The sequence below is a fragment of the Sphingobium sp. YBL2 genome (assembly GCF_000943805.1).
Lineage (GTDB): Bacteria > Pseudomonadota > Alphaproteobacteria > Sphingomonadales > Sphingomonadaceae > Sphingobium > Sphingobium fuliginis.
The window spans coordinates 1,694,430-1,720,582 of record NZ_CP010954.1; the positions used below are offsets into that span (position 1 = coordinate 1,694,430).

At 66.7% G+C, this 26,153-nt stretch carries 24 protein-coding genes; 11 read left to right on the forward strand and 13 right to left on the reverse strand.

All coding sequences use genetic code 11. The features are described from left to right. The first annotated feature begins 83 nt into the window (after positions 1-83). From TZ53_RS07845 to TZ53_RS07860, 4 genes are read left to right on the forward strand one after another with little or no spacing between them, the layout of a single operon-like run. Positions 84-1,664 (forward strand): sodium:solute symporter family transporter, encoded by a 1,581-nt coding sequence (locus TZ53_RS07845; protein WP_044662939.1) that lies wholly within the window; start codon positions 84-86, stop codon positions 1,662-1,664. Continuing rightward, complete coding sequence (locus TZ53_RS07850; protein ID WP_238320146.1) at positions 1,661-2,533, forward strand: 2-dehydro-3-deoxygalactonokinase; 873 nt, start codon at positions 1,661-1,663, stop codon at positions 2,531-2,533. The genes TZ53_RS07845 and TZ53_RS07850 overlap by 4 nt, the downstream gene beginning before the upstream one ends. After that, complete coding sequence (locus tag TZ53_RS07855; protein WP_044660966.1) at positions 2,530-3,165, forward strand: 2-dehydro-3-deoxy-6-phosphogalactonate aldolase; 636 nt, start codon at positions 2,530-2,532, stop codon at positions 3,163-3,165. Before TZ53_RS07850 ends, TZ53_RS07855 begins: the two co-directional genes overlap by 4 nt. Next, positions 3,162-4,199 carry a glycoside hydrolase family 43 protein gene (locus TZ53_RS07860; protein WP_044660967.1) on the forward strand — a complete coding sequence of 346 codons (1,038 nt, stop codon included), beginning with the start codon at positions 3,162-3,164 and terminating at the stop codon, positions 4,197-4,199. Before TZ53_RS07855 ends, TZ53_RS07860 begins: the two co-directional genes overlap by 4 nt. Before the next feature lie 25 nt (positions 4,200-4,224). On the opposite strand, the gene TZ53_RS07865 is transcribed toward TZ53_RS07860, so the two are convergent. From TZ53_RS07865 to TZ53_RS07885, 5 genes are all read right to left on the reverse strand, one after another. Beyond that, on the reverse strand, positions 4,225-5,403 hold the full coding sequence (locus TZ53_RS07865) for an SGNH/GDSL hydrolase family protein (RefSeq protein ID WP_044660968.1): 1,179 nt from the start codon (positions 5,401-5,403) through the stop codon (positions 4,225-4,227). A gap of 30 nt (positions 5,404-5,433) precedes the next feature. Then, entirely contained in the window at positions 5,434-6,516 is a 1,083-nt protein-coding gene (locus TZ53_RS07870) for a cellulase family glycosylhydrolase (protein ID WP_044662941.1), read from the reverse strand. A gap of 64 nt (positions 6,517-6,580) precedes the next feature. Continuing rightward, positions 6,581-7,717 carry an aldose epimerase family protein gene (locus tag TZ53_RS07875; RefSeq protein ID WP_044660969.1) on the reverse strand — a complete coding sequence of 379 codons (1,137 nt, stop codon included), beginning with the start codon at positions 7,715-7,717 and terminating at the stop codon, positions 6,581-6,583. A 19-nt stretch (positions 7,718-7,736) separates the two neighbouring features. Continuing rightward, a complete protein-coding gene (locus TZ53_RS07880; RefSeq protein ID WP_044660970.1) occupies positions 7,737-8,588 on the reverse strand; it encodes an SMP-30/gluconolactonase/LRE family protein in 852 nt (283 codons plus the stop codon). Continuing rightward, positions 8,588-10,318, reverse strand: a complete 1,731-nt coding sequence (locus TZ53_RS07885) for an IlvD/Edd family dehydratase (RefSeq protein WP_238320147.1) — start codon at positions 10,316-10,318, stop codon at positions 8,588-8,590. The genes TZ53_RS07880 and TZ53_RS07885 overlap by 1 nt, the downstream gene beginning before the upstream one ends. A 290-nt stretch (positions 10,319-10,608) precedes the next feature. Here TZ53_RS07885 and TZ53_RS07890 point away from each other — a divergent pair, with 290 nt between their 5' ends. The 3 genes from TZ53_RS07890 (at position 10,609) to TZ53_RS07900 (ending at position 15,322) form a co-directional block, all read left to right on the forward strand. Then, entirely contained in the window at positions 10,609-13,335 is a 2,727-nt protein-coding gene (locus TZ53_RS07890; protein ID WP_044660972.1) for a TonB-dependent receptor, read from the forward strand. Between the two features lie 477 nt (positions 13,336-13,812). Next, complete coding sequence (gene hemN / locus TZ53_RS07895; RefSeq protein WP_044662942.1) at positions 13,813-15,120, forward strand: oxygen-independent coproporphyrinogen III oxidase; 1,308 nt, start codon at positions 13,813-13,815, stop codon at positions 15,118-15,120. After that, complete coding sequence (locus TZ53_RS07900; protein WP_025548513.1) at positions 15,110-15,322, forward strand: hypothetical protein; 213 nt, start codon at positions 15,110-15,112, stop codon at positions 15,320-15,322. Before hemN ends, TZ53_RS07900 begins: the two co-directional genes overlap by 11 nt. Before the next feature lie 74 nt (positions 15,323-15,396). Here the strand turns inward: TZ53_RS07900 and TZ53_RS07905 are convergent, their stop codons facing one another. After that, entirely contained in the window at positions 15,397-16,485 is a 1,089-nt protein-coding gene (locus TZ53_RS07905) for a helix-turn-helix transcriptional regulator (RefSeq protein ID WP_025548512.1), read from the reverse strand. Positions 16,486-16,569: 84 nt separating this feature from the next. On the opposite strand from TZ53_RS07905, the gene cysD reads away from it, so the two are divergent. The 3 genes from cysD (at position 16,570) to TZ53_RS07920 (ending at position 20,280) form a co-directional block, all read left to right on the forward strand. Continuing rightward, positions 16,570-17,481, forward strand: coding sequence for a sulfate adenylyltransferase subunit CysD (cysD, locus tag TZ53_RS07910; RefSeq protein WP_025548510.1), 912 nt, complete (start codon positions 16,570-16,572; stop codon positions 17,479-17,481). Between the two features lie 133 nt (positions 17,482-17,614). Then, a complete protein-coding gene (gene cysN, locus TZ53_RS07915; RefSeq protein WP_044660973.1) occupies positions 17,615-19,528 on the forward strand; it encodes a sulfate adenylyltransferase subunit CysN in 1,914 nt (637 codons plus the stop codon). A gap of 2 nt (positions 19,529-19,530) precedes the next feature. Continuing rightward, positions 19,531-20,280 (forward strand): 3'(2'),5'-bisphosphate nucleotidase CysQ, encoded by a 750-nt coding sequence (locus TZ53_RS07920; protein ID WP_044660974.1) that lies wholly within the window; start codon positions 19,531-19,533, stop codon positions 20,278-20,280. A 76-nt stretch (positions 20,281-20,356) separates the two neighbouring features. On the opposite strand, the gene TZ53_RS07925 is transcribed toward TZ53_RS07920, so the two are convergent. Next, on the reverse strand, positions 20,357-20,989 hold the full coding sequence (locus TZ53_RS07925; protein ID WP_025548508.1) for a class I SAM-dependent methyltransferase: 633 nt from the start codon (positions 20,987-20,989) through the stop codon (positions 20,357-20,359). A gap of 210 nt (positions 20,990-21,199) precedes the next feature. Here TZ53_RS07925 and TZ53_RS07930 point away from each other — a divergent pair, with 210 nt between their 5' ends. Then, positions 21,200-21,499: a hypothetical protein gene (locus TZ53_RS07930; protein WP_157009792.1), complete on the forward strand. Its 300-nt coding sequence runs from the start codon at positions 21,200-21,202 to the stop codon at positions 21,497-21,499. Between the two features lie 51 nt (positions 21,500-21,550). Here TZ53_RS07930 and pcaD read toward each other — a convergent pair whose 3' ends face one another. Genes pcaD through catC form a run of 6 tightly spaced genes read right to left on the reverse strand, consistent with a single transcriptional unit; the run spans position 21,551 to position 26,150 of the window. Continuing rightward, positions 21,551-22,336, reverse strand: coding sequence for a 3-oxoadipate enol-lactonase (pcaD, locus tag TZ53_RS07935; protein WP_172668308.1), 786 nt, complete (start codon positions 22,334-22,336; stop codon positions 21,551-21,553). Then, positions 22,336-23,538: a 3-oxoadipyl-CoA thiolase gene (gene pcaF / locus TZ53_RS07940; RefSeq protein ID WP_044660975.1), complete on the reverse strand. Its 1,203-nt coding sequence runs from the start codon at positions 23,536-23,538 to the stop codon at positions 22,336-22,338. The genes pcaD and pcaF overlap by 1 nt, the downstream gene beginning before the upstream one ends. Then, positions 23,535-24,191 carry a 3-oxoacid CoA-transferase subunit B gene (locus tag TZ53_RS07945; RefSeq protein WP_025548504.1) on the reverse strand — a complete coding sequence of 219 codons (657 nt, stop codon included), beginning with the start codon at positions 24,189-24,191 and terminating at the stop codon, positions 23,535-23,537. The genes pcaF and TZ53_RS07945 overlap by 4 nt, the downstream gene beginning before the upstream one ends. Continuing rightward, positions 24,191-24,928 (reverse strand): CoA transferase subunit A, encoded by a 738-nt coding sequence (locus TZ53_RS07950; protein ID WP_044660976.1) that lies wholly within the window; start codon positions 24,926-24,928, stop codon positions 24,191-24,193. The genes TZ53_RS07945 and TZ53_RS07950 overlap by 1 nt, the downstream gene beginning before the upstream one ends. Before the next feature lie 15 nt (positions 24,929-24,943). Beyond that, positions 24,944-25,834, reverse strand: coding sequence for a dioxygenase family protein (locus tag TZ53_RS07955; RefSeq protein ID WP_025548501.1), 891 nt, complete (start codon positions 25,832-25,834; stop codon positions 24,944-24,946). 25 nt (positions 25,835-25,859) lie between these two features. Then, complete coding sequence (gene catC / locus TZ53_RS07960; RefSeq protein WP_025548499.1) at positions 25,860-26,150, reverse strand: muconolactone Delta-isomerase; 291 nt, start codon at positions 26,148-26,150, stop codon at positions 25,860-25,862. Positions 26,151-26,153: the final 3 nt, after the last annotated feature.

The window sequence follows — 26,153 nt, forward strand, 5'->3', positions numbered from 1 at the left end:
AAGAAGCAGATCGGCAGGCCCGGATCACGCGATTCGCGGCCATGCGACCGGCACGTCCGTTGCTGGAAGATTGGGGAGACGAGATGGGACTGGCGACGATCGACATCAGCGTGGTCGTGATCTACGCAATCGGCATATTCGGCCTCGCGCAATGGGTCAGCCGCGACAAGGCGGGGGCCGGGCCGAAAAATTCGACCGACTATTTCCTGGCGTCGAAGAACCTGCCCTGGTGGGCCATCGGCGCCTCGCTGATAGCGGCGAACATCTCGGCGGAGCAGATCGTCGGCATGTCCGGTTCGGGCTATGCCATCGGCCTCGCCATCGCTTCCTATGAATGGATGGCGGCGGCGACGCTGCTGATCGTCGGCAAATTCTTCCTGCCGATCTTCCTGCGCAACGAGATCTACACCATGCCGCAATTCCTGGAACGGCGCTACGGCAACGGCATCCGGACGCTGATGGCGATATTCTGGCTGGTCCTCTACGTCTTCGTGAACCTGACCAGCATCATCTGGCTCGGATCGGTCGCGGTGATGAAGGTGGCGGGCGTCAACCAGGACGTGGCGCTGGTCGCGCTCGGCGTCTTCGCCTTGCTCTACCAGCTTCGCGGCGGGCTGAAGGCGGTGGCGCTGACCGACATCGTGCAGGTGACGCTGCTGGTTCTGGGCGGCCTCGTCATCGCCGTGCTGACACTGGGGGAGATCGGCGGGGGCGCAGGCGTCATCGCCGGTTTCTCGCGCCTGGTCGAACGCGCGCCCGACCATTTCCACATGATCCTCCAGAAAGGCGACCCGCATTATATGGACCTGCCCGGCCTTTCGGTGCTGGTCGGCGGCATGTGGATCGCGAACCTCAGCTATTGGGGCTTCAACCAATATATCATCCAGCGCGCCCTGGCGGCGAAATCGGTGGACGAGGCGCAGCGCGGCATGCTGTTCGCGGCCTTCCTGAAGCTCATCATGCCGATCATCATCGTGCTGCCGGGCATCGCCGCCGTCGTCCTGGCGCCCGACCTCGCCAAGCCGGACGAAGCCTATCCGACGATGATGCGGCTGCTGCCGCCGGGCCTGCTCGGCCTCGTCTTCGCGGCGCTGGTGGCGGCGATCATCGCGTCCACCGCGTCGAAGATCAATTCGATCGCCACCATCTTCACCCTCGACGTCTGGGCAAAGTTCCGCAGGATGGAGGAACCCGGCGAAAGGCGGGAACGCCATCTGGTGCTGGTGGGCCGCGTCGCCGCCGCGATCGCGATCCTCATCGCCATCCTCACCGCCCGGCCACTGGTGGGCTCCAGCGAACAGGCGTTCCAGTTCATCCAGGAATTCACCGGCTTCTTCACGCCGGGCATCACCGTGATCTTCCTGCTCGGCCTGTTCTGGCGGCGCGCCAACGAGCCGGGCGCGATCACGGCGGCGGTGGCATCGGTGGCGCTGTCCTGGGGCTTCAAGCTCTGGGCGCCGGGCGTCCCCTTCCTCGACCGCATGGGCCTGGTCTTCCTCGCGGCGCTGGCGCTGGCGGTCGCCGTCTCCCTCGTCACCCCGGCGCGGCGCGACAAGGACAGCATAGCGACCGGCGACGTGCGCTACGCCACCTCGACCGGGTTCAATGCAGGAGCGATCGCGGTGATTCTGGTGCTCTGCGTCCTTTACGCGGTGTTCTGGTGAGCGGCGCGGCGTTCATCGCGGTCGATTGGGGCACGACCAACCGCCGCGCCTATCTGATCGAGGGCGGCGAGGTCGTCGCGACCGAGCGCGACGATATGGGCATCCTCTCGGTTCCGCCGGGCGGCTTTCCCGCCGCCGTGGCGGGGCTGCGCGAGCGCCATGGCGGGCTGCCGATGCTACTCGCGGGCATGGTCGGCTCCAACCGGGGATGGCATGATGCAGGCTATGTGCTGGCTCCTGCCTCGCTCGCGGACCTTGCGGCGCGCCTTGTCTCGCCCGAAGAGGGCGTCGCGATCGTGCCGGGCGTCTGCCGCGACGGCGACGAGCGGCAGGACGTCATGCGCGGCGAGGAAGTGCAGCTTCTGGGCGCGGTTGCGGCGGGGCTGGCCCCCGGCGACGCGCTGCTGTGCCAGCCGGGCACCCATGCCAAATGGGCGCTCATGAAGGACGGCGCGCTTGCCGACTTCATCACCGCCATGACCGGCGAGATGTTCGCGCTGCTCAAGGGTCATGCGCTGATCGGCAGCGAAATGACCGGCGAGGTCGACGCGGATGCGGATTTCCGCAAGGGCGTCGAAGCCAGCGCCGACCGGGACCTGCTTTCCGCCCTTTTCGGCGTGCGCGCCGCGGCGGTGCTGGGCAGACGCGCGCCCGGCGCGGCGGCCGCCTATGTCAGCGGCCTGCTGATCGGCAGCGACTGCCGGGCACGGATCACGCAGCCGGGGCAGCAGGTCCATCTGCTGGCTGACGGCCTGCTTGCGCGACTTTATTCCGCCGCCATCGCCATCGCCGGAGGACAGGCTGTCGTCGTCGACAGCCACGCTTCCTTCGTCGCCGGCATCACCCGCATCTGGGACATCAAAGCATGATCGATTTTTCCGACGCCTTCTCGCAACTCCCACTGGTCGCCATCCTGCGCGGCATCCGCCCCGATGAGGTGGAGGCCGCCGCCGACGCGCTGGTCGAGGCGGGCTTCCGCCTGATAGAGGTTCCGCTCAATTCGCCCGATCCGCTGCTCAGCATCGAAAGGCTGGCGCGCCGCGTCGGGGATGCCGCCATCGTCGGCGCGGGCACGGTGCTGACCGTCGATCAGGTGGCGCAGGTGCAGGATGCGGGCGGCGCGATGGTGGTTTCGCCCAACACCGACATCGCCGTCATTGCCGAAACCGCCAAGCGCGGCATGGTCTCGCTGCCCGGCTATTTCACGCCCAGCGAAGCCTTTGCCGCGCTGGCGGCGGGCGCGAGCGGGCTCAAGCTGTTCCCGGCGGAGGCGGCGACCCCCGCCGTGGTCAAGGCGCAGCGGGCGGTGCTGCCCAAAGAGGTGCCGCTGCTGGTGGTCGGCGGCATCACCCCCACCAATATGGAACCCTGGCGTCAGGCAGGCGCGGACGGTTTCGGGCTGGGATCGGCGCTGTACCGCATAGGCGCCACCACGGAAGAGATCGCCGCCAGCGCCCGCGCCTTCGCGCAAGGCTGGGCCGGACTGGAGGGCCGCTCATGATCCGCGCCTTCGCTCCCCTGACTCTGGCTCCCCTGACTCTGGCCGCCCTGCTGGCGCTTGGCGGCTGCGCCACCGCCAGCACGCAGCAGGCCGCCCCGACGCTCGCCAATCCGCTGCTATCGAGCGGGCCTGACCCGTGGATCGTCCATCATGGCGCGACCTTCTATTTCCTCGGCACCAAGGGCGACCGCATCGCCATCCGCCAGACCGACGATCTCGCGAAACTGGCCGACGCGCCCGAGCATGTGATCTGGACCCCGCCCGCCAGCGGCCCCAATGCGATCTCGATCTGGGCGCCGGAACTGCACCGGCTCGACGGCAAATGGTATGTCTATTACACCGCCGCGGAGGCCGGGCATGATGACGACGCCCATCGCGGCGTCTTCGTGCTGGAGAATGCCAACGCCGATCCGCTGAAAGGCGAATGGATCGATCGCGGGCGCGTCAACACGCGCATAACCGGGCTGGACGGCACGGTGTTCGAGCATGGCGGCCAGCGCTATTTCGTCTATTCGGCCTATGACGGGCCGGACAGCGTGCTCGCCATCGCGCCGATGACCAATGCATGGACGCTCGGCCCCGGCGAAACGGTGATCGCGCGCCCCGACCAGCCGTTCGAGCGTCAGGGCGGGCGGCAGATATTGGAAGGCCCGGAATTTCTGCCCGGCCCCAAGGGCGACCTGTTCCTCACCTATTCGGCCAGCGCCTGCTGGTCGGACGATTATGCGCTCGGCCTGCTTCACGCCCGGCCCGGCAGCGATCCCATGAACCCGGCAAGCTGGACCAAGGCGCCGCGCCCGGTGCTGGCCAAGGCGCCGCAGAACAATGTCTATGCGACCGGCCATAACGGCTTCTTCACGACCGATGGCGGCAGGCAGACATGGATCGTCTATCACGCCAATGACGGGGCGGACCGGAAATGCACCGCCGCCCGCTCCCCCCGCGTGCAGCGCATGGAATGGAGCAGGGACGGGATGCCGATCTTCCCTGTGCCCTCGCGCGCGGGCGAAGCTGTGGCAGCCCCAAAGCCGTGAAGAAGCTGCGGATTCTCCGCCCGGATCAGTTTGCCGGGCGGAGCGCCGAAAGATCCACTGCATCCCCCATGGCGCGCAGACCCGCGTCATTGGGGTGGAGGTGGTCGCCCGGATCATAGTCGGGCCGCAGGTCGGCGGGCGAGACCGGATCGCGCACCGCCGCGTCGAAATCGACGACATCGTCGAAAATCGCCCCGGTCCGGATCGCGGCGTTCACCGCCTGCCGCGTCCGCTCCTTGGCGGGCGACATATAGCCCGCATGGAGCGCGGGCGTCATGGTCCCGCCGATCACCCTGATCCCCAGCGCATGGGCCCTCGCCACGAACTGGCGATAGCCCTGGACGAGCTGGTCGGGCGCCGTCGCCTCCGGACCGCTGTCCTTGCCCGCGCCGATGTCGTTTATGCCCTCCAGGAAGATCACATGGGTGACGTTGGGCACGCTCGCCACGTCGCGCCAGAAGCGGTCGAGCGCGGACGTCGCCCGGCCCCGGCGCAGCACGCGGTTGCCGCTGATGCCCATGTTGACGACGCCGCAGCGCCGGGCAGAGGGCAGCGCCGCCAGACGCTCGGCCAGACGGCCCGGCCAGCCGCGGGTCTGCGGCGAAAGGCCAAGGAAGCCGTCGGTGATCGAATCCCCGAAGGCGACCACGGTGCAGGGCGCCCGCTTTGCCCGCACCGACGCGAGCGAGAGATAGGATCGCACCTTGATCGGCGTGAATAGCGGCTCGGCCCCGGCGGGCGCGAACGCCATCTCCAGCCCCAGATTGGTGCGCGCCGGCCGCGTCGGCGTCGTGAAGGTGACGCTGACGATCACGTCCTGCCCGACACGGAACGGCGCGGCCAGCGGATCGCTGACGACCGTATGTCCCTCAGGCAGCGCGATCCCCGACTGGCCTGAGAAAGTGAGCGGACGGAGCGGATTGGCGCCGATCTCCGTGCCGGTGGCGGCCGAAGGATCGGCAATGCCGACCGTCGCGATCGCCAGCGGCCTGTCCCCTTCCGCATTGCTGAAACTGAGCTGCAAGGCGTCGCCGGCCTGCGTCAGCCTTACCCGGTACCGATAGGTGCCGGGCGGCTGTTCGGGCTCGCGGGCGTCGCTGTCGGCCGGAGCATAGCCCCATGCTCCTGCCCACACCGACGCGGCATGGGCGGGAACGGACAGCGCAAGGCCGCAGAGAGCGGCCAATAGCGGGACGGTGCGCATGCAGCTCTCTCCTCGAACCGGCTGACCGGCTTATTTCTTCGCGGGCACCACGCCCTTGGGCGCCTTGGCCAGCGAACGTATCAGGTCGGTTTCGGCCTGGCGATAGGGCGTGCCGTCGTTGCGGAAGACCTCATGGAACCAGATGGTCGGCTCATCCTGGGTATAGGGTTTTTTCCAGCTATCCCAGGGCAGGCGGGTCTGCGTCCTGCCGTCGACGAAACCCCAGTTCATCATCGCCACATTCTCGCGCTTGCCGATCGGCAGCGATCCGTCGAAGGTCGAACCGTTGCCCCGCGCCATATATTCGGTGCACAGGATCGGGCGGCCATAGACCTTGAGCTGGTTCACGCGGTCCTGGAATTTCTCCGGCCAGTTATAGTCGTGGAAGGAGATAACGTCCGACTGGCTGAGTTGCAGCTTCTCCATCGGCGTCAGCGCGCTTTCGGTCTTCCAGTCGTCATGCTGCCACACGCCCGAGGTGAGCGGCTGCGTCGGGTCCACGTCGCGCACCCAGCCATAGACTTTGGTGAGCAGGGCCAGGACCAGGGGCTGCTTGCCTTCCTGGCCCTTATACTGGTCGGCGCCATTGTCGGGCTCGTTCCACAGATCCCAGCCGAGCACGCGGTCGTCCTTGGCGAAGGCGCCGACGACGCCCTGCACATAGGCCTTCAGGCGCGGTTCCTGCGCGGGGTCGCGCAGCGCGGGCAGGCCGGGGCTCTGGACCCAGCCGGAATTATGGACGCCGGGGATGGGCGGGCGCTGCGGCCCCAGCACCGGATTGGGGTCCCAGCAACTGTCGAACAGCACGAACAGCGGCTTGATCCTGTGCTTCGCCGCGATCGTCAGAAACTGGTCGATGCGCTTCCTGAAACCCTCGGCATCCTGCTGCCAGAGCTGATCGTGCAGGAACACGCGCATCGTGTTCATGCCGATGCCCTCCGCAAGGCTCAGTTCGTGATCGATGCGCGCCGGGTCCCATGTCTCCGCCTGCCACATCTCAAGCTGGTTGATGGCGTTGGCGGGCGCATAGTTGGAACCGACCAGCCAGGGCTGCTTGGCATACCACGCCTTGGCCTCCACAGGCGTCCATTGCGGGCGCGCATCGGCGGGCATGGCGGTCAGCGCGGCGACGGAGGCCAGCAGGCAGGTGGTGAGAGCTTTCACGAACAGTCCCCTCTTATTGTGCGACGAAGAATTTGTAGGTCATGACATTCCGGTAGGTCTTGCCCGGATCGAGGCGGACCGACGGGAATTGCGGCTGGTTCGGGCTATCCGGGAAAAGCTGCGGCTCGAACACCAGCGAGTCGCCCTCGCGGTAGATCTGCCCGCCCTTGCCGACGATCGTGCCGTCCATGAAATTGCCCGAATAAAATTGCAGGCCCGGCTGGTTCGACCAGAGTTCGAAGCCGCGGCCGGACGCCGGTTCGGTGACGCGGGCCATCAGATGCTGGTCTTTGGTGACGGCGTTTCCGATCACCCAATTATGGTCATAACCGCGCCCGTAGCGGATCTGCTCGTCGCCGCCTTCGCGCACGCGCGCGCCGACCGGGGTGGGCTGGCGGAAATCGAACACGGTGCCCGCGACGCTGCGGTGCTGGCCGAGCGGAATGGAGGTAGCGTCGGTGGGCGTGAAGCGATCCGCCGGAATGGTCAGCACATGGTCCATCGCCGTGCGGCCCGGCCCTGCGAGGTTCCAATAGGCATGATTGGAGATATTCACCACGGTCGGCTTGTCCGTGGTCGCGGTATAGCTGATCGTCAGGCCATTCTGCTCATCCAGCGTGTAGGTCGCGTCGGTGGTCAGCGTGCCGGGATAGCCCTGATCGCCGTCGGGGCTGACATAACGCATGGTGACACTGGCCGATCCGCCGGATTTCCGGCCCTGCTTCACCTCGCGGATGGTCCAGACGACTTTGTCGAAGCCCTTCGTCCCGCCATGCAACGAATTGGGGCCGTTGTTGACGGGCACTGCATAGGCCTTGCCGTCGAAGCTGAATCGGCCCTTGGCGATGCGGTTGGCGACCCGGCCCACCGTCGCGCCGAAGAACTGGCCGTCCTTCGCATAGCCTTCCAGGCTGTCATAGCCGACCGCGATGTCCACGGCCTTGCCGTCGCGGCCCGGCATCATCACCGACTGGATCGACGCGCCCAGCGTCATCACGCGCACCGACATGCCCTTGGCGTTGGTGAGCGTCACCGCCTCCACCGCCGTGCCGTCCGGCATCCGGCCGAAGGTCTCGCGCCGGGCCTCGGCCGCCAAAGCGGAAGTCGACACCGCGCCCAGCAGGGCGACGGCGGTCATGGTCCTCAGCATCGTCTCTCCTCTCGAAACTTCAGTCTTGATACAGGAATGGGGCCAGCCCGCGGCAACCCGGATCGATCTCGAACAGCCCGCCGCCCTGCGCTTCCTCGACGCCATCGGCGGCGCTCGTGACATAGATCCGGTCGAGGTCCGGGCCGCCGAACACGCAATTGCTGATCTGGCTCGCGGGCAGCGCGATGCGGCGGACCGGCGTGCCGTCCGGCGCGAAACGGGTGACACAGGAAGCGCCCCAGCACGCGACCCAGAGATACCCCTCGGCATCGAAGGTCATCCCGTCCGGCGCGCCCCAGCCCGCCTCGAAGCTGATGAACGGTTCGCGCCTGCCAAGCAGGCCATCCTCCAGCGGATAGCGGAAGATCACGCCCATCGCGCTGTCGGTGTGCAGCAGGAAGCGCCCCTCGGGATCGATCGCAGGACCGTTGGGAATCGTATAGGGCGCGGCGTCAGCGGGAGTGAACGAACCCTTCGCGAAACGATGGAACGCCCCTGTCGGCACGTCGCAGGAAAAAGGCATGGTGCCCAGCCAGAGGCGGCCCTGCGCATCGGCGGCGGCGTCGTTGACGCGGTTGGCCTCCGGCGCGCCGGGGATCGTCGCCAGCGTCTCGCAGGAAAAGGGATCGAGCGACACGCTGGCGACCGAACGGCCGATCCCGGCCACGAAGCCGCCGCTGGCCCGCCCGATGATCCAGCCGACGACGTCCGGCGCTTCCCAGCTCTCGACCTGCCCGGTGGCGGGCGTCAGGCGGTTGATCCGCTTGCCCAATATATCGGTCCACAGCAGCGCGCCGTCGCGGACCGACCAGAACAGCCCCTCGCCCAGAATATCCACGCGGTCGCGGGCGATGACGCGCACGTGATCCATCAGTGGCTGTCTCTCGGCAATCCGCGCGTCTGGGCGATGCGCTGATATTTTTCGGAACCTTCCAGGATCGCGCCGGTCGCGAACTGGCCCACCAGGCTGCGCTGGATTTCCTGCCAGGGCGTCTGCGATTCGGGCGTGACGGCGCGTTCGATCTCCGCAAGCTCCTCCCGCCGGCGGGCGATCTCCGCATCATCGACCAGCATGTCCGCGCTGCGGTTCTTGAGGTCGATGCGCACCCGGTCCCCCGTGCGCAGCAGCGCGAGGCCCCCGCCGACCGCCGCCTCCGGCGAGGCGTTGAGGATGGAGGGGCTGCCCGACGTGCCGGACTGCCGCCCGTCGCCGATGCAGGGCAAGGCGTGGATTCCGGCGCGGATCAGCGCTGTGGGCGGGCGCATGTTCACCACTTCGGCACCGCCCGGATAGCCGACCGGTCCTGCGCCGCGAATGACGAGAATGCAATTTTCGTCAATGCCAAGGTCCGGATCGTCGATGCGCCGGTGATAATCCTCCGGCCCGTCGAACACGACCACCCGACCCTCGAACCTGTCGGGATGCTCGGGATCGGAGAGATAGCGGCTGCGGAACTCCTCGGAGATCACCGACAGCTTCATCACGGCGCCCTCGAACAGATTGCCGCTGAGTACGGTGAGCCCGGCCGCCTGCTTCAGCGGGCGCCCGAACGGCCGGATCACATCCTCGTCATGGATTTTCGCGCCCGCCAGATTCTCCGCGACGGTGAGGCCATTGGCGGTGAGCGCCTCGCCGTCGATCAGGCCCGCCTTGAACAATTCGCCCATCACGGCGGGCACGCCGCCCGCCCGGTAATAATCCTCGCCCAGATATTCGCCGGCAGGCTGGAGATTGACCAGCAGCGGCACGTCCGCCCCCTGCTCCTCCCAATCCTCCAGCGTCAGTTCGACGCCGACATGGCGGGCGATGGCGTTGAGGTGGATCGGCGCGTTGGTCGACCCGCCAATGGCCGAATTCACCCGGATCGCATTCAGGAAAGCCGGGCGGGTGAGGATGTCGGAGGGCTTGCGGTCGGCCTTCACCATCTCGACAATGGCGCGCCCAGTCTCCCAGGCGCATTCCTGCCGGTCGCGATAGGGCGCGGGGATCGCCGCCGATCCGGGCAGCGACATGCCCAGCGCTTCGGCCAGCGAGTTCATCGTCGTCGCCGTGCCCATGGTGTTGCAATAGCCGGTCGATGGCGAACCCGAAGCGACCAGCTTCAGGAAGCCCTGATAGTCCAGCTCCCCCTTCGCCAGCATCTCGCGCGCTTTCCAGATGATGGTGCCTGCGCCGGTGCGCTTCCCCTCATGCCAGCCGTTGAGCATCGGACCGACCGACAGCGCGATCGCGGGAATGTTCACCGTCGCCGCCGCCATCAGCGCGGAGGGCGTGGTCTTGTCGCAGCCGATGGTCAGCACCACGCCGTCCAGCGGATAGCCGTAGAGCAGCTCGACCAGGCTGATATAGGCCAGGTTGCGGTCAAGGCCCGCCGTCGGCCGCTTGCCGGTTTCCTGCAGCGGATGGCTGGGAAATTCGATGGGAATGCCGCCCGCGTCCCGGATGCCCGCCTTGATCCGTTCCGCAAGGACCAGATGATGGCGGTTGCACGGCACCAGATCGCTGCCCGACTGGGCGATGCCGATGATCGGTCGGCCCGACTGCATCTCCTCGATCGAGAGGCCGTAGTTCAGATAGCGCTCCAGATAGAGCGCCGTCATGTCAGGATGGCTGGGATCATCGAACCATGCGCGGGAGCGCAGCTTCAGGGCCGGTTCGATCTTGCCCTCATCAGCAGAAGAAATGTTCGCCTCCCATCCATTTTACCCGATTCGGCCGCTCGCCACGCAAAGCAGCATCTCTCGGGAATGTTAAGGATGCCGCTACCATCGGCTTTTCATACAGGCAACCTATTTATCCTACAAATATGTCTTGTCCGATCAGACCGCGAGGGTTATGAGCCCCACCAAGGCCCAACACAGGGCCGAGCTGCTGTTCGAAGGGGAGGACCATGAACCGTATCGCCCGCTCACTTATCTGGACGTCTTCCGCACTGGCGATCTTCGCCGGCATACCGGCCCATGCGCAGGACGCGGCCGCGCCGGCCGACGATAGCGCCGACATCATCGTCACCGGCCAACGCGCCAGCCTTGAAGCCGCGCGCAATGTGAAGAGGAATTCCGACCTCGTCGTCGACTCGATCGTGGCGGAGGACATCGGCAAGCTGCCCGACACCTCGGTCGCCTCCGCGCTTCAGCGCATCGCGGGCGTGCAGGTGCAGAACGGCTTCAACAACGAAATCCAGAATCCGATCATTCGCGGCATCGGGGACATATTGACCACGCTGGACGGGCGGGAGATCTTCACCGGCGTCGGCCGTGGCTTCTCGTTCCAGGACCTGCCCGCCGAAGCGATCGGCGGCATCGACGTCTACAAGTCGAACTCCGCCAATCTGATCGAAGGCGGCGTCGCGGGCGTCATCGACATGAAGCTGCAGAAGCCCTTCAATTTCAGCAAGGGCTTCACGGTCGCCGCCAACGGCCGCGTCTATCGCGGCGACATTTCCGGCGAGACCAGCTATACCGGCGGTCTTCTCGTCTCGAACCGCTGGGATGCGGGCGACGGCGAAATGGGCCTGCTGGTCGACGTTTCCTATGGGCGCAACAATTTCAGCCGCCCGATCTCCTTCAACTGCGATCCGCGGTCGAGCAACCATGGCCCGGCGGGCGCCGCGAACATCGTCCTGCCCACCTGCGTCGGCGGCCTGACCGATACCGGCCACAACACCCGCCCGCAGGTCAACGCCGCCTTCCAGTGGCAGATCACGCCGGAACTGCAATTCTATCTCGATGGCCTCTACACCGGCTATCGCTCGACCTTCGCGACGAACTTCATCTTCTCGGACCTGTTTGCGGGCAGTTCGATCACCAATGCGGTCGCAGGCAATGATTGCTTTTCCGGGCTGGTCGATGCCGGAGGCTTTCCGACGACCGATGCAGACAATCCCAATAACCGGATCGAAAATCTTTGCATTGGCAAGTCGGCCACGTTCAACGGCGTGGACGTGCTCACCAGCACCCAGGCGAAGAAGCAGCGCACCGACCAATATGTGTTCGGCGGCGGTCTCAAATGGGACAGCGACACGGTGCATCTGGTCTTCGACGGCAGCTACATCCAGTCGAAGAACGCGAACCGCACGATCATCGTCGACACCGCCAAGCATGGCGCGTCGGTGGACATCATCGTCAATGACGGCGGCCACGGCACCACCGTCATGCAGGGCGATCCGCTCGGCAATCCCGACGGCTTCGTCTTCGCGAACTCGCTGTTCCAGGATCTGAGCAAGTCGAACAGCCGCCAATATGCGTTCAAGCTCGACTCGGCCTTCGACATCGAAAGCAATTTCCTGCGCCAGTTCCAGGTCGGCCTGCGCTATTCCGACCGCACCGGAACGTTCCGCGCGGTTGCGGGCGGTCCGAACTTCCCTGGGGCGAACCGCGCCACGCTGGTCTCCTCGGTGGGCCTGCCGTCGGACTTCATGGTGCTTTCGCCGGACTCGATCCCGTACATCAACAACGGGGCCCACTGGTACACGCCGAACCCGGACTATCTGCTCAGCAACACGGATGACCTGCGCGCACTCTATGGCGCCCCCGCCGGCGATCCCGCCTGGGACCCCACGCGCAACTATGAAGCGGCCGAGAAGACCTGGGCGGCCTACATTCAGGGCAAGTATCAGATCGACCTCGGCGGGTCCTCGTTGATCGACGGCCTGGTCGGCGTTCGCCTGGTCGACACCAAGCGCACGCTGGACGGCACCTCGCGCGTGATCGGCGCGGGTCCGAACAATACCGACCTGTTCAATCCGATCAGCCGGGGCACCCGTGACTTCTACGCCCTTCCGAACGCCAGCATCCGCTTCCGCGCCACGCCGAACCTGCAGTTCCGCGCGAGCTACGCCAAGACCGTCGCGCGGCCGACCTTTGGCGACCTCAACCCCGGCCTGTCGCTGGCGGCTCCCGGTGGCAACCCGAACGTCAGGCTGGCCGGTTCGGGCGGCAACCCGGACCTCAAGGCGCAGATGTCCGACAATTTCGACGTCACCGCCGAATATTATTTCGGCCGGTCAAGCTATGTCTCGGTCGCCGGCTATTACCGCAAGCTGAAGGATCGCGTCGCGCCCTCCAACTCGGTGCAGGTCATCAACGGCCAGACCTACCTGATCACCCAACCGCGCAACCTCGGGTCCTCCAAGCTCAAGGGCATCGAAGTCGCGGGCCAGGCCTTCTTCGACTTCCTGCCGGAAGGTTTCGATGGCCTGGGCGTGATGGGCACCTTCACCCTCGCTGACAGCGAGGTGACGACCCCCGGCGATCCGCTGGAAGGCAAGGAACTGCTCGGCGTCTCCAAATATAGCTACACCGCCGGTGCGCTCTACGAGAAGTACGGCATCACCGCGCGCGTCGTCTATACATGGCGCTCGGGTTACAACGAGTCGCTGTTCGGCGCCGGCACCCTTACCAGCCCGGATTACGACAGCCAGTTCAACAAGGTCAAATCCAATGGCCGCCTCGACTTCTCGGTCGGCTATGACGTGACGCCGAACATCACCGTGACGGTGGACGGCGTGAATGTGAACGGCGGCAAATATTACAGCTATTTCGACTCGCCGGCCTTCCCGCACGACATCCGCATCGATGACAAGTTCTACGGTGCGAGCGTCCGCGTGAAATATTGACGCCACCCTTCCGGGGGCGGGGCGGACTGCACGCCGCCCTACCCCTCCAATGCCCCCGGCGGATCGGGCGGGACGGCGATGGCCGTTCCGCCCTTTTTTTTCCAGATCATGCGCCGCAACTTCACCGTCCACCTTTGCCGTGGAATTCGCCGATCGATAGTCAGGTAGGACCTACGTCCCTGCCCTGCGTGATGCCGACCGCCGCGCACCATCCATAAACGAAGGCTTCCCAGAGTATCGCCGTTGATTTTGAGGCACATCAAGACGCGCTGGCGATCATTCGGCTACATGGCTTTCAACGCTTGTGACCGACACCAGCTGAAGCGTCAGACATCTCTTCGACGGAGCTATCGCCATGTTCATCGCGCATCGTGCCGCGAAATCCCCTGCGCTGGCGAACAGAGCGCGGCAACAAGCCGAATGCTGCGGAAATCCGTGGCTTTTGGCAGATATTCGGCGCGTTCCTGAGTGGAAATGATGTGGACCTACCATCCCGACCTGCTCGCCCGGCCCGTGCCGCGCTACACCAGCTATCCCACCGCCGCGCAGTTCAACGGCGATGTCGGCGCGGCGGAGCTTGCCGCCCGGCTGGACGGGGTGGAAAGGAACGACCCGCTCTCCCTCTACGTCCACATCCCCTATTGCCACGACATATGCTGGTATTGCGGCTGCAACACGGGCGCGGCGAACCGCGTCCAGCGCCTCACCGCCTATGTCGAATCGCTGGAGCGGGAGATTGCGACCGTCGCCGCCCGGCTGAACGGCAAGGGCCGGGTGCAGCGCATCGCCTTCGGCGGCGGCAGCCCCAACAGCCTGCCGCTGGTCGATTTCGTCCGGCTGCTCCAGCAACTGCTGCTCTGCTTCGATGCGCATCATGCCGAACTGTCGGTCGAACTCGATCCCCGCCGCCTCGATGGGCCATGGATCGCGACCATGGCCGCCATGGGCGTCGACCGGGCGAACCTCGGCGTCCAGACCTTCACCCCGCATGTCCAGGCGCGGATCGGCCGCATCCAGCCGCTCGACATGGTGGAGCGCGCCGTCGACCGGCTTCGCGCCGCCGGCATCGCGACGGGTTTCGACCTGATGTACGGCCTGCCCGGCCAGACGCCGGATGACCTCGCCGCCACGCTGGAGGCCGCCATCGCCCTGCGGCCCGCCCGCATCGCCCTGTTCGGCTATGCCCATATGCCCCGGCTGCTGCCCCGCCAGCGCCGCATCGACGCCAGCGACCTGCCCGATCTCGCCGCCCGCTTCGCCATGGCGGCGCAGGGCCATGGGACGCTGACCGGCGCTGGTTATGCCGCCATCGGCTTCGACCATTTCGCCCTGCCCGAAGACGGCATGGCCCGCGCCGCCCGCGAAGGCCGACTGCGCCGCAATTTCCAGGGCTTCACCGACGACCCGGCGGAGATATTGCTGGGTCTGGGCGCCAGCGCGATCAGCCAATTCCCCGACCTCATCGTCCAGAATGAGAAACAGGCCGGTCCCTGGCGCGCGCTGGCCGATGCGGGCCGATTATCCGCCACGCGCGGCACGCTCCGCACGCCGGAGGACCGCCGCCGCGGCCGCATCATCGAGGCCCTGCTCTGCCAGGGCGAGGCGCATGTCGGCACCGCCCATCCCATGCCCGATTTCAGCCGCTTCGAGGAACTGGGCCTTGTCCGCGTCAGCGAGGGCCGGGTGGCGCTGACACGGGACGCGCTGCCCTATGCGCGCAGCATCGCCGCCTGCTTCGACGCCTGGCTGGAACCGGCGGAAAAGCGCTTCAGCCATGCGGTCTAGCGCGCTGGCCCTGCTGGCCGTCATCCCGCTGACGACAGTCCATGCGCCCGCCGCCGCCATGCCGAACCCCTGGTATTGCGGCTCCGCGCCGCCGGGCTGGACGCCCCCCTGGCAGCGCAAGCCCGCCAATCCGGACGACAAGAACGCCCCCTGTCATTTTATCCCCTGCGACCGGAAGAAGATTCGCGAAACCCGCCAATAAAGCGGATTCCATGCTCCCGCGAAGGCAGGAGCACGGACCGCTCAATGGCAACCGCCAGCCAAAGCCGAACAAATTCAGGCCAGGGCCAGCACGCTCGTCAGAATATAGCGCACCAGTTCCGCCTGCCCCCGCGCCCCCGTCTTGGCGTAGATCTTCTTCGAATAATTCCGCGCCGTCTCCACCGTCAGCCCCAGATCGGCGGCCGCCTCGCTGATCGACATGCCCTGCGCGATGGCCCAGGCCAGCCGCGCCTCGCTGGGCGACAGGCCGAACAGGTCGACCAGCTGGTCGCACCGGTCCGCCTGCGACCAGCGGTCCCCGCTGATATAGGCGATGGCGACGGGCGCCGACTGGGCGGACAGCGACCGGTCCTGGATCGGCCGCACCAGCATGTCCATCAACGGATCGCGGCTCAGGTTGATCGCCCTCGGCCGCGCATCCCGATCCGCCGCGAAGCTCTTGACCAAGGCGGTCAGTTCCCGGTCGACCGCCGGGGAAGCCGGCGTCAGCCGGTCATAACGCCCCCGGCGCAACAGCCGCGACCGCTGGAAAAGCTGCTCCAGATGCGGCGTCATGTCGACGATGCGGCACTGGGCGTCCAGCGTCAGCCAGCCGAAATTGAGCCGCCCGAACGCCTCCGAATTGACCGAGGAACGGAACTTCTCCCGCTCGAAGGCGACGAAGCTGCGCAGCGCGATGCGCAGATGCGGCACCAGCGCGGTCAGCAGCGCGCCGACGCCCGACCCCACTTCCCGCCCCCCCGCGCAGCTCAGCCAGGCGTCCATGCCGCTCGGCTCGGTGACGCGGACCGAACGCATGTTGGTGATGCCCAGCGGCTCCAGAAATTCGGCGCGATAGCCTTGCTGCACCCTGTCGCCGGGGTCGAGCAGTTCGTCCAGCGTATAGACCCGCGCCTCCCGCATCCGCCGGTAGGGCAATGGATCGCGCCCATATTTCTGGTTGAACAGCCGGTCGAGATGCAGCGGCGTCGGCGGCCCGGCATAGAGTTCGACGATCCGCTCCTCATCCACCGGGCGGAAGGCCAGGCTGGCATAGGCGGCCCCCGACCGCGCGCGCAGCCTGTCGAGGAACCCGTGCCAAAGGGGTTGCTCGAACATACCCTCATGGAGAGCCGCCAATAATCCGCCGTCGTCCAGTCGCATGGCTAATATGTATATCCTCCCATATGGGAGGTCCAGAGCTTCGCCACTTCTGCCATCAGGCTGTCACGAAACAAGGCGGTGAACATGATCGATTCGAAAAGGCTGACGCATTTGGAGCGTCTGGAGGCGGAAAGCATCCATATCCTGCGCGAAGTGGTGGCGGAGGCCGAAAAGCCGGTGATGCTGTACAGCGTGGGCAAGGACTCGGCCGTGATGCTGCATCTGGCGCGCAAGGCCTTCTACCCCTCGCCGCCGCCCTTCCCGCTGCTGCACGTCGACACCACCTGGAAATTCAGGGCGATGTACGAGCTGCGCGACCGCATGGCGCGGGAATCGGGCATGGAACTGCTCGTCTATCAAAATCCCGAAGCGCAGGAACGCGGCATCAACCCGTTCGACCACGGCCCGCTGCACACCGACATGTGGAAGACGGAGGGGCTGAAGCAGGCGCTCAACCTCTACGGCTTCGACGCGGCCTTCGGCGGCGCCCGCCGCGACGAGGAAAAGAGCCGGGCGAAGGAACGCATCTTCTCCTTCCGCACCGCCTCGCACGGCTGGGACCCCAAGAACCAGCGGCCGGAACTGTGGAACCTCTACAACGCCCGCAAGAACAAGGGCGAGAGCATCCGCGTCTTCCCGATCAGCAACTGGACCGAGCTGGACATCTGGCAATATATCCACCTGAACGACGTCCCCATCGTGCCGCTCTATTTCGCGGAGGAACGCCCGACGGTGGAGCGCGACGGCATGCTGCTGATGGTCGATGACGAACGCTTCCCGCTGAAACCGGGCGAGGAGCCGGTGATGCGCTCGATCCGCTTCCGCACGCTGGGCTGCTACCCGCTGACCGGCGCGGTCGAGAGCGAGGCGAAGACCTTGCCGGAGGTCATCCAGGAAACGCTGCTCACCACCACATCGGAACGGCAGGGCCGCGCCATCGACAAGGACGCAGGCGGCGCGGGCATGGAGAAGAAGAAGCAGGAGGGGTATTTTTGACGAGCCGCCACCCCAAGCCGTCATCCCAGCGAACGCTGGGATCTCAGGCCCCATGGCAGACCCTCTCGCAGACCGACCCTTCGACCCAGATCAACCAGATGCCAGCCTCCGCTGGCATGACGGGACAGATGACATGACCGACACGCTCGACGACCCCATCTACAAGACCGACGCCCTCATCGCGGAGGACATCGACCAGTATCTGGAGGTGCACCAGCACAAGACGATGCTGCGCTTCATCACCTGCGGGTCGGTGGACGACGGCAAGTCGACGCTGATCGGCCGCCTGCTCTACGACAGCAAGATGATCTTCGAGGATCAGCTCGCCGCCCTCGAAGCGGACAGCAAGCGCGTCGGCACCCAGGGGCAGGAGATCGACTTCGCTCTCCTCGTCGACGGCCTCGCCGCAGAGCGGGAACAGGGCATCACCATCGACGTCGCCTATCGCTTCTTCGCCACCGAAAAGCGCAAGTTCATCGTCGCCGACACGCCCGGCCATGAGCAGTACACCCGCAACATGGTGACCGGCGCGTCCACCGCCGACCTTGCCGTCATCCTGATCGACGCGCGCAAGGGCGTGCTGACGCAGACCCGCCGCCACAGCTATCTGGCGCACCTCATTGGCATCAGGAACATCGTCCTCGCCATCAACAAGATGGACCTGGTCGACTATGACCAGGCGGTCTATGACGGCATCGTCAAGGATTATACCGATTTCGCCCATAGCATCGGCATCAAGGCCTTCACGGCCATGCCCATTTCCGGCTTCAAGGGCGACAATATCACCGGCCCGTCGGCAAACACCCCCTGGTACAAGGGGCCCGCGCTGATCGAGCATCTGGAAACGGTCGAGGTCGATCAGGTCTCCGACCAGCTCAAGCCGTTCCGCATGGCGGTGCAGTGGGTCAACCGCCCCAATCTCGACTTCCGCGGCTTTTCCGGCCAGATCGCCACCGGCACGATACGCAAGGGCGACGCCATCCGCGTCCTGCCGTCGGGCAAGACCAGCACCGTCAGCCGCATCGTGACGCTGGATAGCGACCTTGACGAAGCCGTCGCCGGCCAGTCCGTCACGCTCTGCTTCACAGATGAGGTCGACTGCTCGCGCGGCGACGTGATCGCGGCGTCCGACAACCCGCCCCAGGCCGCCGACCAGTTCGAGGCGACCATCGTCTGGATGGCGGATGAGGAAATGCTGCCCGGCCGCCCCTATTGGCTGAAGATCGGCACGCAGACCGTCACCGCCACGATCCAGCAGCCCAAATATCAGGTCAACGTCAACACGATGGAGCATCTGGCGGCCAAGACGCTGGAGCTGAACGCCATCGGCGTCGCCAACCTGTCCACCGACCGCCAGATCGTGTTCGAACCCTATGAGACGAACCGGACCTTGGGCGGCTTCATCCTGATCGACAAGATCACCAACGCCACCGTGGCGGCAGGCATGCTGCACTTCTCGCTTCGCCGCGCGCAGAACGTCCATTGGCAGGCGACCGACGTCACCCGCGAATTCCACGCGGGCCTCAAAAACCAGAAGCCCGCCGTGCTGTGGTTCACCGGGCTTTCGGGGGCGGGCAAGTCGACCATCGCCAACCTTGTCGAAAAGAAGCTGGCGCGGATGAACCGCCACACCTTCCTGCTCGACGGCGACAATGTCCGCCATGGGCTGAACAAGGATCTGGGCTTCACCGACGCCGACCGGGTGGAGAATATCCGCCGCGTGGGCGAGGTGGCGAAGCTCATGACCGACGCCGGCCTGATCGTCATCACCGCCTTCATCTCGCCCTTCCGCGCTGAACGCGAGATGGTGCGCCAGATGATGAAGCCGGGCGAGTTCATCGAAGTGCATATCGACACCCCCCTCGCCGATGCGGAGGCGCGCGACGTCAAGGGCCTCTACCGCAAGGCGCGGTCCGGCGAGCTCAAGAATTTCACTGGCATCGACAGCCCCTATGAAGCGCCCGAAAATCCGGAAATCCGGATCGACACCACCGCCATGACCGCCGAAGAAGCGGCCGAAGCCATCATCGCGAGGCTGATCCCATGAGCATGACCGACGCCGATCTCGCCGCCCATCTGGCCGACATTGCGGGGCGCCTGCTGCTCACGGTGCGCGACAGCGGCCTGTTCAGCGCCGGGGCGCTGGGCAAGGCGGGCGACCAGACCGCCAACCAGTTCCTGGTCCATGCCCTGCGCGAACAGCGCCCGGAGGACGGCCTGCTGTCGGAGGAGATGAAGTGCGACGGCTCCCGCCTCGGCAAGTCGCGCGTCTGGATCGTCGATCCGGTCGACGGCACGCGCGAATATGGGGAGGAACGCGCCGACTGGGCGGTGCATGTCGGCCTGTCGGTGGACGGCGCGGCGACGGTGGGCGCGGTGGCGCTGCCCGGCCTCGACGGCGGCATCGTGCTGCGCACCGACCAGCCCCGCCCCATTCCGCCCGCACCGGAAAAGCTGCGCATGGTGATCAGCCGCACCCGCCCCGCCGCCGAAGCGGTCGCCGTCGCGGAAAGGCTGGACGCCGAACTCGTCCCCATGGGCAGCGCGGGCGCAAAGGCGATGGCGGTGATCCTGGGACAGGCCGACATCTATCTCCATTCGGGCGGCCAATATGAATGGGACAGCTGCGCCCCGGTCGCCGTCGCCCTCGCCCATGGCCTCCATTGCAGCCGCCTCGACGGATCGCCGCTCATCTACAACCGGGAGGACGTCTATCTGCCGGACCTGCTCATCTGCCGGAAGGACCATGCGCGCCAGGTGCTGGACCTGATCGCCGGTCTGGCCCCCACCGGCAACTGAAGTCCCCGCCGCAAAAGGACGAAATGGCGGGAGGGGGCCGGAATTCCCCCTCTCCCGCAGGCGGGTGTCCCGCCCGTTATCCCCTGAACGGACGCGCCGCCCAGTAAAGATGGCATGGCGGCACATTGCGCCATTCGAAACCCGTCCCGACCGTCTCGAACCGCCGCTCCAGCAGGGGGTGCACGGCCTTCCGCATCTGATAGGCAAGGAACCGTCCATCCGGCGCCAGCGCCCGCGCGCTCGCCTCCATCAGCCGCTCCGCCCGGTCCGGCGCCAGAGTGGAGAAGGGCAGGCCCGACAGGATGCAATCCGCCTCGTCCAGCCCATGATCGGCCATGATGGCGCGCACGGCATCGGCGGAACCGGTAACGGCGATCAGCCGCCTGTCGGGCGTCGCCTCGCGCAGATGATCGATGAAGCCCGCGCTGGTGTCGATGGCCAGCAACCGCGCATGGCCCGGCAGCCGGTCCAGCAGCGCGCGGGTGAAAATGCCCGTGCCCGGCCCATATTCGACCACGCAATCCATCCGGCCCCAGTCGATGGGGGACAGCATGCGCTCGACCAGATAGCGCGAAGCGGGAAAGGCGGAGCCGACCGCCATCGGATTCCTGAAGAACTCCCGAAAGGCGAGAGCCAGATATTCCGGACCGCGGCCCTCGGCGGCGCCCCATGCGCCCCGCGCCACCCTGTCTTCGAACGATGTCGCCACGATTTCTTCACTCTCCCGTCCTGTGATGCCGCAATGCCCGCGCATCGAAGCTTGCCCGGAAAACCCATGGGATCGGAGGCGGGTTCCTCGAAAACCGCCTTACATGGATCAGGAACCGGCCGCCGCCCGGCGGAAGAAGGGTGACAGCGCGCACCATTGCGCTATCGCGGGGATCGACTTTAAGGACTCGGGCGTCATCGCCGGAAGGCAATGGAGACAATCGACATGCGGCAGGTGGACCCGATGAGCGTGGCGCTGGGCTATTGGAGCCTCGGCCTGGAGGCGGCGATGGTGATCGGCCTTCGCCTGCCCCGGCTGCTGGCCGGCAATCCGGCGGCGGCGCTGGAGGCGCAGAAGATGGTGGCGGAGAAGATCGAAGCCGCCGCCCTGCTGCAGTGGAAGGCGATGACCGGCGCGCTCGGCACGACGCCGCTTTCGGTCATGCACGCTTCCACCGCCCATTATCGCAAGGCCGTGGGCAAGAACCGCCGCCGCCTGACCCGTCGTTAGGACCGACCCCTCGGTGAAGCAGGACGCCGTCCAGGCAGGACGGACTTCGGCTCAGCCAAGAAACGCCGTCACCGCCTCTGCAAAGGCCTGGGGCTGCTCGACATTGGCGAGATGCGCCGCCTCCAGCATCGTCAGCCGCGCCCCCGCTATCGACCGGCCCAGCGCCTCGCTGTGCGGCGGCGGGGTGGCCGGGTCCTTCGTGCCCCCGATCACGAGCGTCGGCGCCTCGATCAGCGCCACCGTCCGCCGCATGTCCATGTCGCGGATCGCCGCGCAGCAGCCGGCATAGCCCTGCGGATCGGTCGCCTGCAGCATCGCGGCGACGGGCGCGATGGCGTCCCCGCCGCGCGCGGCGAAGGCCGCGGTGAACCAGCGCTCGACCGAAGCCTCCGCCAACGGCGCCATGCCCCGCTCGCGCACCAGCGCGATCCGCGCGTCCCAGGCGGCGGGCGGCCCCATGAAGCTCGACGTGTTGGCCAGCACCAGCCGCCGCAGCCTGCGCTGCTCCCTTATGCCCAGCCATTGCCCGACCATCCCGCCCAGCGACAGGCCGCAAAAATCCACCGCGTCGATCCGCAAAGCATCGAGCAGCTCGATCGCGTCCCGCCCCAGCCGGTCGATGGAATAGCCGCCCGCCGGCGCATCCGACGCGCCATGGCCGCGCTGGTCGTAGCGCAGCACGCGGAAGGCCCGCGTCCACGCCGCCATCTGCGGCGTCCACATCTCCAGCCCGGTGCCCAGCGAATTGGACAGCAGCAGGACGGGCGCATCCTCCGGTCCGTCCATCCGCCATGCGATGCGGCATCCGTCGCCGGTCGTGACGAACCGCTTCTCCATCAGACCCGCTCCACCGCCAGCGCCAGCCCCTGGCCGACGCCGATGCACAGCGTCGCTAGGCCAAGCCTGCCGCCCGTCCGTTCCAGACGATGCACCAGCGTCATCGCGATGCGCGCGCCCGACATGCCCAGCGGATGGCCCAGGGCGATCGCCCCGCCATGGGCGTTGACGCGCGGGTCGTCGTCGGCAAGGCCCAGCCCGCGCAACACCGCCAGGCTCTGGCTGGCGAATGCCTCGTTCAGTTCGACGGCGTCGAACCGGTCGATGGACAGGCCCAGCCGCGCCATCAGCTTCTGCGTGGCCGGCACCGGCCCGATGCCCATGACGCGCGGCGGCACGCCGGCGCTCGCCATGCCCAGGATGCGGGCGCGGGGCGTCAGTCCATGGGTCTTCGCCGCCGCCTCGCTGGCGACGATCATCGCCGCCGCGCCGTCATTGACTCCCGATGCATTGCCCGCCGTCACCGTGCCGTCCGGCCGCACCACCGGCTTCAGCGCCGCCAGCATCCCCATCGTCGTGTCCGGGCGGGGATGTTCGTCCGCGTCGACTACGGTTTCGCGACCCTTGCGGTCCGCGACGACGACCGGCACGATCTCCTCGGCGAAATAGCCCGATGCCTGCGCAGCGGCGGCCGCCTGCTGGCTGCGCAGGGCGAAGGCGTCCTGATCGGCGCGCGATATGCCGAAGTCGGCCGCCACATTCTCGCCCGTCTCAGGCATGGAATCGACGCCGTAGAGCGCCTTCATCCGGGGATTGACGAAGCGCCAGCCGATGGTGGTGTCATGGATCGCATTGCTGCGCGAATAGGCGCTCTCGGGCTTGGGCATGACGAAGGGGGCGCGGCTCATGCTCTCCACCCCGCCCGCGATCATCAGTTCGGCGTCGCCCGCGCTGATGGCCCGCGCGGCGGAGCCCACGGCGTCCAGTCCGGACGCGCAGAGCCGGTTGACGGTCGATCCGCCGACGCTGTCGGGCAACCCCGCGAGCAGCGCGGCCATGCGCGCGACATTGCGGTTGTCCTCCCCCGCCTGGTTGGCGCAGCCCAGGATCACGTCGTCGACGGCGGCGGGATCGACGCCGCTCCGCCCGATCAGCGCGCGCAACGGGATGGCGGCGAGATCGTCGGCGCGGACGCCCGCCAGGCTTCCGCCATAGCGGCCGATGGGGGTGCGCGCCGCATCGCAGAGGAAGGCCTCGCTCATGCGGCGGCGGCCGCGCCGGCGATGTCGATCGGCGCGCCGGTGCCCGCCGCGATCTCCTGCACGGTGACGCCCGGCGCCGTTTCGACCAGCCTCAGCCCGCCTGCCCTGCGGTCCACCGCGATCACGCCCAGATCGGTGACGATCAGGTCGACCACCCCCCTGCCGGTCAGCGGCAGGGTGCAGCGCTCCAATATCTTCGGGCTGCCGTCCTTCGACCTGTGGTCCATCACCACGACCACGCGCTTGACGCCCGCGACCAGGTCCATCGCGCCGCCCATGCCCTTCACCATCTTGCCGGGGATGGTCCAGTTGGCGAGGTCGCCGTTCGCCGCCACCTCCATCGCGCCCAGTACGGCCATGTCGATATGCCCGCCCCGGATCATCGCGAAACTGTCCGCGGAGGAGAAGAAGCTGCTGGTCGGCAGCGCGGTGATCGTCTGCTTGCCGGCGTTGATCAGGTCCGGGTCCGCCTCCCCCTCATGGGGAAAGGGGCCGATGCCCAGCATGCCGTTCTCGCTCTGCAGCGTGACGTTCACCCCCCGGGGCACATGGTTCGCCACCAGCGTCGGAATGCCGATGCCCAGGTTCACATAATAACCGTCGCGCAGTTCCTTCGCGGCGCGGGCCGCCATCTCGTCGCGGGTCCAGGGCATCAGGCCGCCCCTCCCACGGTCTCGCGCGCGCCCCCGGTCTCACGCGGACGCGTCGTCAGCTTCTCGATCCGCTTCTCGTTGATGGTGCTCAGCACGATGCGGTCGACATAGATGCCGGGCGTATGGATGCAGTCGGGGTCGAAACTGCCCTCGGGCACGATCTCCTCCACCTCCGCCACCGTGACCCTGCCGGCCGTCGCCATGTTCGGGTTGAAGTTGCGCGCCGTCTTGCGGAACATCAGGTTGCCCGCGGGGTCCGCGCGCCACGCCTTGATGATGGAAAGGTCGGCGCGCAGCCAGCTCTCCCGCACATATTCCTCCCCCTCGAAGGTCTCGACCGGCTTGCCCTCCGCCACCATCGTGCCCACGCCCGTCTTGGTGTAGAAGGCCGGGATGCCCGCGCCGCCCGCCCGGATGCGCTCGGCCAGCGTGCCTTGGGGGTTCAGCTCCAGCTCCAGTTCTCCCGAAAGATACTGGCTCTCGAACAGCTTGTTCTCCCCCACATAGGAGGAGATCATCTTGCGCACCTGGCGGCTCTCCAGCAGCATCCACAGCCCGAACCCGTCGGCCCCCGCATTGTTGGAGATGATGGTGAGGTCCTTCACGCCCGATGCCCGGATCTCGGGGATCAGGCTTTCGGGATTGCCCGAAAGCCCGAATCCGCCCGACATGATCGTCATGCCGTCGAACAACAGGCCTTCCAGCGCGCGCCTCGGACTATCGACAATCTTCTGCATGGAAAAGCCTCTTGCTCAAACCGCTGCGCGGGCCCGTAACGAAAAACCCTCCTCGGTGGAAGCGCCGGCCTTCTGCAGCTCGAAATCGAAGACGATGGTGGCGGCATCGCCCTGCCGGTTCGGCACGGGCAGCAGGCCTTCCCGCGTGGCGAAGGCGAAATCGTCCGCCGCGAACGGATCGTCCCCGAAGTTGATCTGCGTCGTCAGCGTGCGATAGCCGGGCGCCTCGACGAAGAAATGCACATGGGCCGGGCGGTTGCCATGGCGGCCCAGCGCCCGCATCAGCCGGTCGGTGGCCCCGCCGGGCGGCACGCTATAGCCGTTGGGCATCTTCGAATGGAAGCTGTAGCGCCCGTCGCCGCCGATCCGGATGCGGCGGCGGTTGTTGAAGGGCGTCTGCTCGCCGGTCGGGTCGAAATGCGAATACCAGCCCTGCGAATTGGCGTGCCAGACGTGCAGGATCGCACCCTCGACAGGCTCCCCCCCGGGCCCCCTGATCACGCCGCTCATGTACAGCGTGCCGGTATCGTCGGGATCGTCGCTCAGGTTGACGTCCCCCTCCACCAGCGGCGCGCCCGCGACATAGAGCGGCCCTTCGATGGTGCGCGGCGTCCCCCCGGTCCTGCCCGCCTCGGCATCCCGGGCGTCCATCAGCAGGTCCATGAAATGCTCCAGCCCCACGCCCGGCACGATCAGGCCGAATTCGGCGGCGCCTTCCTGGAAATACTGGATCGCGGCCCAGAATTCGCTTTCGCTCACATCATGGCGGACGATGGTCCTCATCACCGCTTCGGCCAGCTCGCGGACGATGGCCTTCAGCCGCCTGTCGCCGCCTTCGGCATCGAGGCCGCTGGCCCGGTCGAGCAGGGCCTGGACCGCTGCGCCGTTCACGAAATCTTCGGTCATGTTCACCTCTCCGGAAGTTTGAATATCAGCGATCATCGTCGTGGAGCGAGGAAGGATGGCGGCACAGCGCCGTCACCTTCACCTCCATGAAGGGATAGAGCGGCAGGCTGGTCAGCAGGTCGTGGAGCTGCGCATTGTCCTCCACATCGAAGATGCTGACATTGCTGTACCGGCCCACCACCCGCCAGATGTGCCGCCATGTCCCGTCGCGCTGCAACTGCTGGAAACGCGCCTTTTCCGCCGCCTTCAACTGCTCGAAGCGCGCCGGGTCGCAACCGTGCGGAACATGGACATCCATGGTGACGTGAAACAGCATCGG